Origin of the sequence: Brevundimonas sp. BAL450 (genome assembly GCF_015767455.1) — a bacterium.
In the GTDB taxonomy this organism is placed as follows: domain Bacteria; phylum Pseudomonadota; class Alphaproteobacteria; order Caulobacterales; family Caulobacteraceae; genus Brevundimonas; species Brevundimonas abyssalis.
This window is the reverse complement of record NZ_JADWOW010000029.1, coordinates 60,943-73,206: the sequence shown is the minus strand read 5'-3', so window position 1 is coordinate 73,206 and position 12,264 is coordinate 60,943. Positions and strand designations below refer to the sequence as shown.

11 protein-coding genes and 1 pseudogene are annotated in these 12,264 nt (G+C 66.2%); 4 read left to right on the top strand and 8 right to left on the bottom strand.

Annotated elements, in window-relative coordinates; translation table 11 throughout:
* Nucleotides 1–239 precede the first annotated feature (239 nt).
* Both IWC96_RS01630 and IWC96_RS01625 read right to left on the bottom strand, forming a co-directional pair.
* Nucleotides 240–1,298 carry a DUF3667 domain-containing protein gene (locus IWC96_RS01630; protein ID WP_021698370.1) on the bottom strand — a complete coding sequence of 353 codons (1,059 nt, stop codon included), beginning with the start codon at nt 1,296–1,298 and terminating at the stop codon, nt 240–242.
* 21 nt (nt 1,299–1,319) lie between these two features.
* On the bottom strand, nt 1,320–2,234 hold the full coding sequence (locus IWC96_RS01625; RefSeq protein WP_045319330.1) for an enoyl-CoA hydratase-related protein: 915 nt from the start codon (nt 2,232–2,234) through the stop codon (nt 1,320–1,322).
* Nucleotides 2,235–2,298: 64 nt separating this feature from the next.
* Between IWC96_RS01625 and IWC96_RS01620 the strand changes: the two genes are divergently transcribed.
* Nucleotides 2,299–2,661 (top strand): DUF2200 domain-containing protein, encoded by a 363-nt coding sequence (locus IWC96_RS01620; protein WP_021698372.1) that lies wholly within the window; start codon nt 2,299–2,301, stop codon nt 2,659–2,661.
* 222 nt (nt 2,662–2,883) lie between these two features.
* Here IWC96_RS01620 and IWC96_RS01615 read toward each other — a convergent pair whose 3' ends face one another.
* Nucleotides 2,884–4,476: a carboxyl transferase domain-containing protein gene (locus IWC96_RS01615; RefSeq protein WP_045319326.1), complete on the bottom strand. Its 1,593-nt coding sequence runs from the start codon at nt 4,474–4,476 to the stop codon at nt 2,884–2,886.
* A gap of 194 nt (nt 4,477–4,670) precedes the next feature.
* On the opposite strand from IWC96_RS01615, the gene IWC96_RS01610 reads away from it, so the two are divergent.
* Together IWC96_RS01610 and IWC96_RS01605 are read left to right on the top strand one after the other, a co-directional pair.
* The gene (locus IWC96_RS01610; RefSeq protein ID WP_021698374.1) at nt 4,671–4,988 is read left to right on the top strand and encodes a hypothetical protein; all 318 of its coding nucleotides are present in this window, start codon (nt 4,671–4,673) and stop codon (nt 4,986–4,988) included.
* Between the two features lie 176 nt (nt 4,989–5,164).
* The gene (locus tag IWC96_RS01605) at nt 5,165–5,728 is read left to right on the top strand and encodes a hypothetical protein (RefSeq protein ID WP_196838238.1); all 564 of its coding nucleotides are present in this window, start codon (nt 5,165–5,167) and stop codon (nt 5,726–5,728) included.
* On the opposite strand, the gene IWC96_RS01600 is transcribed toward IWC96_RS01605, so the two are convergent.
* Nucleotides 5,700–7,190: a transposase gene (locus tag IWC96_RS01600; RefSeq protein ID WP_231378756.1), complete on the bottom strand. Its 1,491-nt coding sequence runs from the start codon at nt 7,188–7,190 to the stop codon at nt 5,700–5,702. The genes IWC96_RS01605 and IWC96_RS01600 overlap by 29 nt on opposite strands.
* A 3-nt stretch (nt 7,191–7,193) precedes the next feature.
* Nucleotides 7,194–7,382 (bottom strand): annotated as a pseudogene (locus IWC96_RS16190) (transposase); the annotation flags it as partial.
* Nucleotides 7,383–7,540: 158 nt separating this feature from the next.
* Here IWC96_RS16190 and IWC96_RS01595 point away from each other — a divergent pair.
* Complete coding sequence (locus tag IWC96_RS01595) at nt 7,541–7,909, top strand: DUF6471 domain-containing protein (protein WP_196838236.1); 369 nt, start codon at nt 7,541–7,543, stop codon at nt 7,907–7,909.
* A gap of 139 nt (nt 7,910–8,048) precedes the next feature.
* On the opposite strand, the gene IWC96_RS01590 is transcribed toward IWC96_RS01595, so the two are convergent.
* The 3 genes from IWC96_RS01590 to IWC96_RS01580 form a co-directional block, all read right to left on the bottom strand.
* Nucleotides 8,049–8,375: a YnfA family protein gene (locus IWC96_RS01590; RefSeq protein ID WP_196838235.1), complete on the bottom strand. Its 327-nt coding sequence runs from the start codon at nt 8,373–8,375 to the stop codon at nt 8,049–8,051.
* 67 nt (nt 8,376–8,442) lie between these two features.
* The gene (locus tag IWC96_RS01585; RefSeq protein ID WP_231378764.1) at nt 8,443–9,030 is read right to left on the bottom strand and encodes a cation transporter; all 588 of its coding nucleotides are present in this window, start codon (nt 9,028–9,030) and stop codon (nt 8,443–8,445) included.
* Between the two features lie 5 nt (nt 9,031–9,035).
* Nucleotides 9,036–12,257: an efflux RND transporter permease subunit gene (locus IWC96_RS01580; RefSeq protein ID WP_196838234.1), complete on the bottom strand. Its 3,222-nt coding sequence runs from the start codon at nt 12,255–12,257 to the stop codon at nt 9,036–9,038.
* Nucleotides 12,258–12,264 lie beyond the last annotated feature (7 nt).

Here is a 12,264-nt window from a genome sequence, read left to right as displayed (position 1 = left end):
GGGGCGAATGGGGCGGCGGCGCCCGGACCACCAGATAGCCTTCGCTGTCGGTCAGAAAGCGCCGCAGGTCGTCGTCGGACCGAAAATTAGGCACGGACTGGGCGGCGGCCGGGTCGGCGACGACGCCCGACACGATGATGCAAACAGCCGCTACAGCAGCGTGAACAAGACGCATGATCCCCTCCCGGCCCCCGCCTGCCGCCACTGTGGCGAACGGGGTACATCCAGACAAGTGCGTCTCAGCCCGCCATCTCGTTGAAGGCGAGAAACAGCCACAGCAGCAACATGAAGCTGCCCGCGATGACGGTGGCGGTGAACAGGACGGACATGCGCAGCAGGGTCATGGCCGTTCCGCTGCGATAGGCGCCCTTCATGTGGACGAACAGATGCACGGGCGACAGCCACAGCAGGTTCCACGCGACCGGCCCGATGCCCATGGCCAGCAGGAACGACGTGGTGATCAGCAGCAGCTGGAACGACAGGGAGTGCATGGAGAAGATCAGGTGGTCGAACAGGAACACCTCGCGCCGCCAGAAGAACATGCAGGCCAGGATCAGGGCCGAGACGGGCAGCATCAGCATCACCACCCGCTGGGCCCAGACCGCGAGCAGGAGGGAGAAGCGGCGTGGTTCGGCCTGGACCGCCTCGAGCCTGTCGGTCAGCCAGGTTTCGAAGGCGGAGGCGCTCTCACGATCCGCGGGATCATCGGCCTCTTCCTGAATGATCCGGTTGGCTTCCTGCACCGTGGTGACGCCAGCGACGATGCCGCCCCAGTTACGCTCCAGCGCCGCCTCGGCGATGCGACGCTCGCTCTCGGTCAGGCTTTCATCCGCCGCGATTTCGGCGCGGGCCTGATCCAGGGCGGACTGTGAATCGCCCGCCGAGGTTCCGGCCTGGCGAACCAGCTCATCTGTCGTCCCGCCGCGCAGGGCGCACTGGCCCACCACGAAGGTGAGCAACAGGATCACAAGGAACATGCGCAGGGGCGGCACCTGGAAGGCGCGCTTGCCGTCCAGGTAGTCGCGCGTGAGGCGGTGGGGGCGCGCGATCAGGCGCGGCAGGGTGTGGGCCAGACGGCCGTCCAGATGGAAGAAGCTCTCCAGCGCCTCCTTGCCCAGCTTCCAGATGGATTTGTTGAAATTCTCGGCCAGCTGGCCGCAGGCGTGGCAGTAGGTCCCCACCAGCGGCGTCTCGCAATTGGCGCACGGCGTGCCCGGCGGGATGTCCGCCTGTCTGCGCCGGAAGCGCAGCCAGCCGCCCGCCGAGGCCGCCGCCGCGGTCTCCAGTTCGTTGGTCATGCCCCCTGCCCCCGTTGTCGGCTACTTCGCCCAGTTCGGCTTGCGCTTGTCGAGGAAGGCGCGGACGCCTTCCTGACCCTCGGCGCTGACCCGGGCGCGGGCGATCAGGCGGGCGGTGTCGTCCATCAGGCCGGAATCGATGCGGCGGTTGGCCACCAGATGGACCACCCGCTTGGCCTCGCCCATGGCGCCGGGGGCGCAGGCGGTCAGGGTGCCGGTGATCTGGTCGATGAAGCCGTGCAGGGCGTCCACGTCGGGCACCACCGCGTCCACCAGCCCCACATGAGCAGCGTAGTCCGCGTCGAAGGGATTGCCCGTCAGGAACAGGGCCCGGGCCCGGCGGGCCCCGACGGCCTCGACCACATAGGGCGCGATGGTGGCCGGGATCAGGCCCAGCTTGACCTCGGAGAAGGCGAAGGTCGCGCTCTTGACCGCCACGGCCATGTCACAGGCGGCGACGATGCCCGCGCCGCCGCCCATGGCCGCGCCCTCGACCAAGGCCACGGTCAGGGCCGGGATGTCGTAGAGCGCCTTGAGCATGTCGGCCAGGCCCATGGCGTCGTCGCGGTTGTCGCTTTCGGACCAGTCGGCCGCGGCACGCATCCAGTTCAGGTCCGCCCCCGCGCTGAACACACCGCCCGCGCCGCGGATGAACACGGCGCGCACATGGTCGGCGCCGTGCAGGGTCTCGAACGCCTCGCGCAGGGCCGCGATGGTCGCGGCGTCAAAGGCGTTCTTTTTTGACAGCCGGTTGATGGTGATGAACACCATGCCGTCGGGCGTGGAGTCGATCACGGCCAGCTGGTCATTGGCGTCCGGCGCCGCGCCCGCCACGAGCGGATGGTTGATGCGGTTCATCTCGGCGGCCTCGGCGTCGGTGACGTCCAGGGCGTTGAGGTCGGGGGCGTTGAGGTCGGAATCGGTGGGCTTGGCCATGATGGTCTCCTGAGGCTTCAGGCCTATAACGCATGACAGGCCGAACTGCATACGGAGCGTCGCCATGGCGACCAGCGCCAATGACCGCATCCGCCGGATGAGTGTGGCGAGCGTCTACCCTCACTATGTCGCCAAGGCGGAGAAGAAGGGGCGCACGCGAGCTGAGGTCGATCGGATCATCCTGTGGCTGACGGGCTATTCGGCCGACGGATTGCAGGCGCATCTGGAGGCGAAGACGACGTTCGAGGCGTTCTTCGCCGAGGCCCCGGCCATGAACCCGAACCGCTTTCTGATCACCGGCGTGATCTGCGGCTATCGCGTCGAGGAGATCGAGGACCCCTTCATGCGCGAGGTGCGCCATCTGGACAAGATGGTCGACGAACTGGCCAGGGGGAAGGCGATGGAGAAGGTACTCCGGGCGGGGTGACAGTCCTTGTCATCCCGGAAAGCCCGCAGCGCTTATCCGGGACGGAGTGCGCCGCTCTGTAGCGGGCTCCCGGAAATCGCTTGCGATTGTCCGGGAGACGGGCCGCCATCGCGCTGACCTGACCTGTGGTCCGCATAGCTGCTGGCGCAGCTTCCGGGCCGATTTCATTCCTCGCCCACCCGTCCCGGCTCTCCGCTTCGCTTCGGCCGGAATGACAAGGGGCTACATCCTGAACACGCCGAAGGTGGTGTCCGGGATCGGGGCGTTCAGGCTGGCGCTGATGGCCAGGCCGAGGACGTCACGGGTCTGGGCCGGGTCGATGACGCCGTCGTCCCAGAGGCGCGCGGTGGCGTAATAGGGGTTGCCCTCGTCCTCGTATTTCTGGCGGATCGGGGCCTTGAAGGCCTCGGCCTCGGCCTCGGACCAGCTGTCGGCGTCGCGGTGGACGGTGGCCAGGACGCTGGCGGCCTGCTCACCGCCCATCACCGAAATCCGGCTGTTGGGCCAGGTGAACAGGAAGCGGGGCGAATAGGCCCGGCCGCACATGCCGTAGTTGCCCGCGCCGAAGCTGCCGCCGATCAGGACGGTGAATTTCGGGACCTCGGCGGACGCCACCGCGGTCACCAGCTTGGCGCCGTGCTTGGCGATGCCCTCGGCCTCGTATTTTCCGCCCACCATGAAGCCCGAGATGTTCTGCAGGAACACCAGCGGGATCTTCCGCTTGCAGGCCAGTTCGATGAAGTGGGCGCCCTTCTGGGCGCTTTCGCTGAACAGCACGCCGTTGTTGGCGAGGATGGCCACGGGCTGGCCCCAGATGCGGGCGAAGCCGCAGACGAGGCTGGTTCCGTACAGCGCCTTGAACTCGTCGAGGACGGAGCCGTCGACGATGCGGGCGATGACCTCGCGCACGTCATAGGGGGCGCGCACGTCGTCGGGGATGATGCCGTAGAGCTCTTCCGGATCGAAGGCGGGCGCCACCGGCTCGGCCAGGTCCAGCTCCACCCGCTTGACCGTGTTCAGATTGGCGACGATGTCGCGCACGATCTGCAGGGCGTGTTCGTCGTTCTCGGCCACATGGTCCACCACGCCGGACAGGCGGCCGTGGGTCTCGGCGCCGCCCAGCTCCTCGGCCGAGATGACCTCGCCGGTGGCGGCCTTCACCAGCGGCGGGCCGGCCAGGAAGATGGTGCCCTGATTGCGCACGATCACCGTCTCGTCCGACATGGCCGGCACATAGGCGCCACCCGCTGTGCAGGAGCCCATGACACAGGCGATCTGGGGGATGGACCGGGCCGACATGCGGGCCTGGTTGAAGAAGATGCGGCCGAAGTGATCGCGGTCGGGGAAGACCTCGGCCTGGTGGGGCAGGTTGGCGCCGCCGGAATCCACCAGATAGACGCAGGGCAGATTGTTCTGTTCGGCGATCTCCTGGGCGCGCAGGTGCTTCTTCACCGTCATGGGGAAGTAGGCGCCGCCCTTCACCGTGGGGTCGTTGGCCACGATCATGACCTCGCGGCCCGATACCCGGCCCACGCCGCAGATCATGCCCGCGCCGGGGGCCTCGTCGCCGTACATGCCGTTGGCGGCCAGCTGGCCCACCTCGAGGAACGGCGAGCCGGGATCCAGCAGGCGCTCCACCCGGTCGCGGGGCAGCAGCTTGCCGCGCGAGACGTGGCGCTCGCGGGATTTCTCCGAGCCACCGAGGGCGGCTTGCGCCACCTTCTCGCGCAGCTCGTCACGCAGGCGCCGGTTATGGGCGTCCAGCGTCCTGAAGGCGGGGGATTTGGCGTCGATGGCGGAGGTCAACCTGGGCATGGCGCAGGCATAAACGGCGCCGGGCTCCGGGGAAAGGGCGGGCGTAAACCCGGACCTGTGCCAAGGCGGAACAGGGCCTGATGCATGCTCGCCACAGTCCGGCCCCAATTCGCTCAAGCGAGGTTCATCCGTCCACGGCCATGCTTCGTGCGTTGACGATTCTGGGTCAGCATTGACGTGAAGGAGCGATCATCATGGCCGGCAAAGGCAAGACTGAACCGAACCTGCGCGTGGTGAATGCCGAGGCCGAGGTCTATGACCTGATGCGCAAGCCCGAGACCACGGGCGAGCGGGTCAGGCGTCTGCAGCTGGAGGCCCGCGCCCTCGCCGTCGAGCAGGTTGAGACGCTGGAGCGGCTGCTGCTCGAGGCCACAGCCCTGTCGAAAGAGATCGCCGAGGGCGGCGACGCCTATCCGGTGGGCGCGCGCGAAATCGCCTCGCGCCTGGCCGCCGACCTGCCGGTCAAGGTCGAGACCATGAAACAGATCATCGGCCGGATGCCGGTGAAGTAAGGCCCTGATTCCTTCTCCCATTGGGAGAAGGGGTACCCGCGCACCGGAGCGCGTCAGCGAGCCGGTCCTCGCGCGGGGGATGAGGGTCGTCAGGCCGTAAGCAGAACAACCGGCTATGGGTAGCAAACACACCTACGCTCGAATAAGTCGTTAGCTCGTCGTTTTGGGGGGCTTACGTGGCGCTGGGGCGAAAGAACAGCGGGAAGCAACTGACCAGCCATCTGAAGCGCCTTTATGGCCGGCTGGGCGGCGAACTGCGCTGGATAGAGAACCCGCCGAAGCTGAGGCAGAAGAAGTGGCGGGGCGGCGAGGCGTTCGCAGCCGAGGCCGCCGAGCGCGAAACGAGGGCTGAAGAGATCAGGGAGGCGCTTCCGCACATCGTTTACGTGGTCCAGATGTTCGATCCGGAATGGGACCCCGACCAAGAAAAGCTGATCAGGCCGCTACGCCGGGGGCCGAACCGTCCGCCGCATGGATGGGCGGACGCGGCCTACGACGTGTTGCGAGAGAACGGCGACTGGCTGACGGTGCGGGAGATGCTGGACCGCGTGGTCGAGCGCCACGACCTCAGCGTGGATGACGGTCCCGCCTATGTTCAGGCATACGGCGCCATCAACGCGGCGTTGCAGCGCGCGCAGCGCGGATTGGTGAACGACGGGGGGCAACCGCCGCGATGGGCGCTTGAATCGCGACAGCGCCGCAATGAGCCGGCTAGCGTCGCTGGCGAGGACGACTGCTAGGCGGCGGCGGCTCCCACGCGGCGACCACAGCCTCGCGGAAGCGTTGGCGCAGGCTCGAAAGCAGGCGACTGAACGGCGATGGATCGCGATCCCGGATGTTCAACGGCGCGGCGGTGCGCTTCAGCATCTCCTTCTCCACCGTCTTGTGGTAACCGCAGACCTTGTAACCGATCACCACTTCGCCACGCAGCCACTCGCTCAGGGCCGCTTCGCTCGCCTGACGGCTCTTCAGGTCGCCCAGTTCGCCGGTCCCCGCCACCCAGTGGGTGGCGAAGATCGATTGACGGAACGGCGACTCCCCCATGCTTCCGAGCAGGTGAGCGGTGAGCCTTTCGCGTAGAGAATAGCTTTCGCCGATGTAGCCGTTGCGCCACACCCCATGGTCCCACGCCGGAAACTGCGGATCAGGGAAATAGCCCGCAAGGTTAAAGAGCCGTTCGCCACTCCGCAGGAACAAGCCGTAAACACCCGGGCTCAGGGGCATCCGCTTGGGATCGTCCATGAACTCGCCCGCCGACATGAACTCGAAGCCCTTACGCCAACGCTTAGCGGATCGGGCGTCGGCGACGCGCGGCGTCTCAGCTTCTCCGCTGGCGCGCTTCGCCTCCTTGCGCGCCCGCCGCCGCTCCTCGGCGCTCGGCGGACTCCACTCGATCGGCGCGCCGTCCTGGTTGATGATCTCGCAGCGGCGCTTGGAACCGCCCGCTTTCTTCTTGAGGAAATAGCCCGCCATCGGCGAGCGGCCTGGGGTCATCATCGTTTCCAGGAGCGCCGCGAAGCTGTCGTCCGGACCGCTGGCGGTGTGGCTCAACCGCCAGGTGAGCTGAGCGGTGTAGAGGTCCAGGTAGTTGCCGAGGATGCGACGATAGATCATCCGCATGCCCTCAAGGACGCGGAACCCGCTCTCGGCCCAGTTGGTGCAGCCCTCCGGCGTGTAGAAGTGGTGGTCGTGGATGACCCGCTTCAGCGCGCAATGCTCGCGAATCTGGCCCCAATGTCCGCCGTCAGCGAATACGACAGCGTTCGGGTCGACCGCGTCGATAAACGGCGGGATCGGGTGATGCTCCTGCTTGGCGACCCACGCGCGGGCGGGACCACCGCGCTGGCGGGCCAGCGTCACCCGCAACGTCCGGTCCGGCGCCCCATATGGGAAACGGTAGTGGTCCTTGTCACCACGCACGTTCTTGGGGCGGATGTAGCCTTTGAGCTCCTTGCCGTCGATTTCGATCTCGTCGCGCAGGATCGTGCGTCGCTCGAAGGCTTGCATTGCGCATCTGATTTTGTGGAGCCAGACGAAGATCGTCTTGTAGTTCTTCACCTTGGCGCGGAGGTCGCGTTTGATCTCCGAGGCGCTGCGTCCCTGATACGCGAGATTGAACTGCGCGATGATCAGCAGGATCGTCTTGAAGGGCAGCTTGTGAGAAGCGAACGGCGTGTTGGTGGTCAGGGTGAACTGCTTCAAGCACTGCTTGCACTTGAAGAGCTTGCCATCTTGGTAGGCCCACGCCGCCGGGCATCCACAGCGGTTGCAGAACGGCTCCCCACCATTTTCAGCGAATCGATAACGGCGAAACAGAGCACGCGCCTCTTCCTCCGAGAGTTCGGCGACCTCGGTTGGCGTCGCGGCATGTGCCGGGCCTTGTAGGAGAGCCAATGATGTCAACGCACATACGGGAGGTTTATCGCGTATGTGCGATACTGATCGCGTCGTAGCGTGTCAAGAAGTTTGTCGCATATGTGCGCGTTTTATCGCTTCAGCGAGCGATACGTCGCGTCGGTTGATCACCCGGCGAAGTGGTGGCATGAACGGTCATGGCTAAGCGCGCCGGAACCCCCACCGATGTTGATGATCCCGAAAACGCTTGGCGGGAGAAGGCGCGAACGCTTTTGCGGGTCGAGCAGCGTCGCCAGAATCTCACCTACGCCGACATCGCCGAGCGCATGCAGGCCATAGGGATCGAAGAAACTGAGGTCAGCGTCCGCAACAAGATCAGCCGAGGGACATTCCCGGCGACCTTCATGCTGCAATTCATGCACGTGCTTGGGATCGACCTGATCCCCTTCAAGCCTCAGTTGACCGGGGAATTCACGCTGCCGCCCGAGCTGCTCGGCAATCTTCCGCAGACTCGAATGACGCCGGAGCTGATCGCAGCCTTGGTGGGAGCTACAAAGAAGGGTTGACCCATGTTTCGGCGGTTTCCGCCGGATGCAATCCGTGCAGCCTTCGCCAGAGACCTACCAACGGACCGATGGGCCTTCGGCGAACCGCGTGACCAGCTGGAGGTCATCGAGTCGGCGTTCTCTGTTGCCCCGACACCCTTTATGCCGGGCGGTGCGAGAACAGAATAATCCCGGCGCCCACCAAGCACACGACCGCCCCCAGCAGGTCCCAGCGGTCGGGCGGTTGGCGCTCGACCAGCCACAGCCAGAGAAGCGACGCGGCTATGTAGACGCCGCCGTAGATGGCGTAGGTGCGGCCGGCGGCATCGACGTCCACGCGGGTGAGGAAGAAGGCGAAGGCGGCCAAACAGAGCAGCCCCGGCGCCAGCCACCAGATCGAGCGGTCCTGCCGCAGCCACATCCAGAACGTGAAGCAGCCGGCGATCTCGGCGACAGCGGCCAGGCTGTAGTAGAGCCAGACCTTCACGCCCCCACTTCCGCCAGGTCGGTAGGTAGCCGCTGCTTCTGGAGGTGCTGCGGTGGCGAGACCATCGTCACGGCGACCCGTCCTTGCCTTCGTCAGACGCGCTGCGCAGGATTTCGATACCGCCCTTCACGGCGATCGCCGCGACCAGCATGCCCACGACCAAGTCGGGCCATGACTGGTCCAGCCACATAACCAGGGCGCCGGCGACGAGGATGCCGCCATTGGACGCGAAATCGTTGAGACTGAATGTCTCCGCCGCTTCCATGTTGACGTCGCCGGAAGTGTCCCGCCGCAAGAGCATCAGGCAGACGAGGTTCACAATCGCAGCGACGAGCGCCAGACCCATCATCGTCCAGCCGACCGGCTCGGTGCCGAACCACCAGCGTCGGCCGACGTCGATCAGCACCCCCGCTGCGAACACCAGCAACAGGATGCCCGACAGGCGCGCCGCGCCGCGTTTCCACGAGGCGGCGCGGCCAATCGCCACGAAGCTGATCAGATAGACGACTGAGTCCGAGGCGTTGTCGACGGCGTTGGCCAGCAGAGCGCTGGAATCGGCGAGAATGCCGCCCGCACCGAGCCCCAGAAACAGCAGGGCGTTGAGGATCAGGACGATCAGCAGCGTGCGCCGCTGCTGATCGTTCGCAGAGGTCAGTTTGGTCAATCTTCCAATCCTTCCGAAACACGGTGGCGGACGGCCCTGGCGGCGAAGGTCGGCAGCACAAGCAGAGTCAGCGCCGTCGCCGTCAACAGCCCTCCGATGACGACGGTTGCGAGCGGTTTCTGCACCTCCGCCCCGGCGCCGTGCGCCAGCGCCATGGGGATGAAGCCGACAATGGCGACCAGGGCCGTGGTCAGCACTGCGCGGAGCCGGCTGGCGGCGCCTTCGACAGCGGCCTGAATGGGCGGCAGTCCCTCGGTGAGCCTCTGCCGGATGGCTTGCATCAGGACCAGACCGTTCAGGGTCGCGACGCCTGAAACCGCGATGAAGCCGACGGCGGCCGAGACCGAGAAAGGCATCCCCCTCAGCAACAGAGCAAGCGCGCCGCCGACGAGAGCGAGAGGCACACAGACGAACACCAGCCCGGCCTCGGCGAACGAACCCAGAGCCAGGAACAGCAGCACCCCGATCAGCACGAAGACGACCGGAATGACGAGACTGAACCGCTGTTCGGCGCGCTTCAGATTTTCGAACTGCCCGCCCCAGTCCAGATAGACGCCGGCGGGCAGTTCGATCTCCGCCACCCGGTCCTGGGCGGCATCGACGAAGCCGCCCAGATCGCGGCCGCGAACATTGGCCTGGACCACCATACGGCGGCTGCCGTTCTCGCGGCTGATCTGGTTGGGTCCTTCTGCGGTCTGGATTCGAGCGACCGAGGACAAGGGCACGACAGCCCCTGTTTCCGATACGACGGGCAAGGCCGCCAGCGCCGCCGGATCATTCCGATCCGCATTGGGCAGGCGCACCACCACGTCGAAACGGCGATCGCCTTCGAATATGACTCCGGCCTCCGTGCCGCCAATACCGGTCGATACCGCTTCGCTGACGTCGGCGGCGGTCAGGCCATAGCTGGCCGCAGCGATGCGATCGACGGTGACGGTCAGGGTCGGCAGGCCGGAGGCCTGTTCCACCCGCACGTCGGCCGATCCGGTCGTCTCGCGCAGTTCGCCCGCGACCTGTTCTGCGACCCGTTGGAGTGTGTCGAAATCATCGCCGTAGACCATGACGGCCAGATCGGTCCGCACGCCGGAGATGAGTTCGTTGAAGCGGAGTTCGATGGGCTGGCTGAACTCAAAATTGTTGCCGATCTGCTGACTCGCGACCTCTTCGATGCGCTCGATCAACACCTCCTTCTCCAGGCTGGGGTCGGGCCAATCGCGGCGGTCCTTCAGGACGATGACGCTGTCCGAGATGTTCGGCGGCATGGGATCAACGGCCGCCTCGGCGGTGCCGGTGCGCGAGAACATGGTCTCTACTTCCGGCTGGGCCGTAATGGCCCGCTCCAGCGCCATCTGCATGGCCAGCGACTGTTCCAGTGAGGCGGACGGCACGCGCAGCGCCTGCATGGCGACGTCGCCCTCGTCGAGGGTGGGAATGAACTCCCGCCCCAAGGCGGTGAAGGAGACCGCTCCGACGGCGAGCGCCGCCAGCGCCGAGGCGAGCACGAACTTCGGACGGGCCACAGCCGCCTTGATCGCCGGCTCGATGTAGCGACGGGCGAAGCGCAGGATGCGCGTCTCGTGCTCGGCGACGCGGCCGTCCGGCCCGATCGGAACGGTCTTGGGGTCACGCACCAGCAGGGCGGTCATCGCCGGCACGAAGGTGAAGGAGAAGATGAATGCGCCCACCAGCGCCAGCATCACCGTGGCGCCCATCGGCTGGAACGTCTTGCCCTCCACCCCTTCGAGCATCAACAGAGGCGCGAACACCAGCAGAATGATCAACTGCCCGAACGCCGCCGGCTTGACCATCTGGCGTGCGGATTGGACAGCGACGCCCAGACGTTCGTGGCGGGTGAGCATCCTGCCGAGCTGAGCGCGGCGCTGCGTCAGCTGGAACAGGGTGTTTTCGATCACCACAACCCCGCCATCGACCATCAGGCCGAAGTCCAGGGCGCCCAGGCTCATCAGATTGCCGCTGATGCCGAAACGGTTCATGCCGATAACGGCGAACAGAAAGCTGAGCGGGATCATTAGCGCCGTGATCGTAGCGGCCCTGATGTTGCCCAGCAGCAGGAACAGCACCACGATCACCAGCAAGGCGCCTTCGGTGAGATTGCGGGCCACTGTGGCGATGGTCGAATTGACGAGTTCGCTCCGGTTCAGGACCGTCGTGGCGACGATGCCGGGCGGCAGGCTGTCATCCACTTCAGCCAGGCGGTCAGCAGCCGACTGAGCCACAGTGCGGCTGTTGCCGCCGGCGATCATCAGGGCGGTGCCCAGAACGGCCTCGTGGCCGTCCCGGCTGGCCCCGCCGAGGCGTGGCGCGTGACCGATCTCGACAGTGGCGACGTCGGCGACGCGCACGACCAGACCGTTCTGGTTGACCACAGGCGCCTGCGCCAGATCCTCGACCGTGCTCGCCAGGGCGTCGGTGCGGACGACTAGCGCCTCGCCGGCCCGTTGGATGTATCCGGCCCCGGCCTGGGTGTTGGCGCGTTCTAGGGCCTCGACCAGATCGCCCAGGCTCAGCCCATAGCTGGAGAGCCGTGCGATGTCGGGGCGCACGGCGTATTCCTTGACGTAGCCGCCGACGGTATCGACCCCGGCGAGACCGTCCGCACCGCGCATCTGCGGTGCGATAATCCAGTCCTGAACCGTCCGAAGATAGGTCGCCTGCTGCTCCGGCGTAGTCAGTCTCTCGCCCTCCGGCGTCAGATAAACGCCCCCGGCCTGCCACCCCGGCTGCCCGGGCTCGGACAATGTCTGGGCATTGAAGGGGACGTAGTCGACCGTCCACATCAGCACCTCGCCGAGACCCGTGGTGACCGGCGACATCGCCGGCTCCACGCCGTCCGGCAACCCTTCACGGGCAGCCGCAAGTCGCTCGGAGACCTGCTGTCGGGCGAAGTAGATGTCGGTGCTGTCCGTGAAGATGGCCGTGATCTGGCTGAAGCCGTTGCGCGAGAGCGAGCGTGTGCTGGTCAGGCCGGGGATGCCCGCCAGGGCGGTCTCCAGCGGATAGGTGACCTGTCGCTCGATCTGCTCCGGGGCCAGCGCGGGCGCGACCGTGGTGATCTGCACCTGTCGGTTGGTGATGTCAGGGACCGCGTCGATCGGCAGTCTGGTCAACTGATACAGCCCGAAACCGGCGACGATCACGACGGCGATCACGACGAACCAGCGGAAGCGGACAGAGGCGGAAATGATGGTGTTGAACATGTGCGTC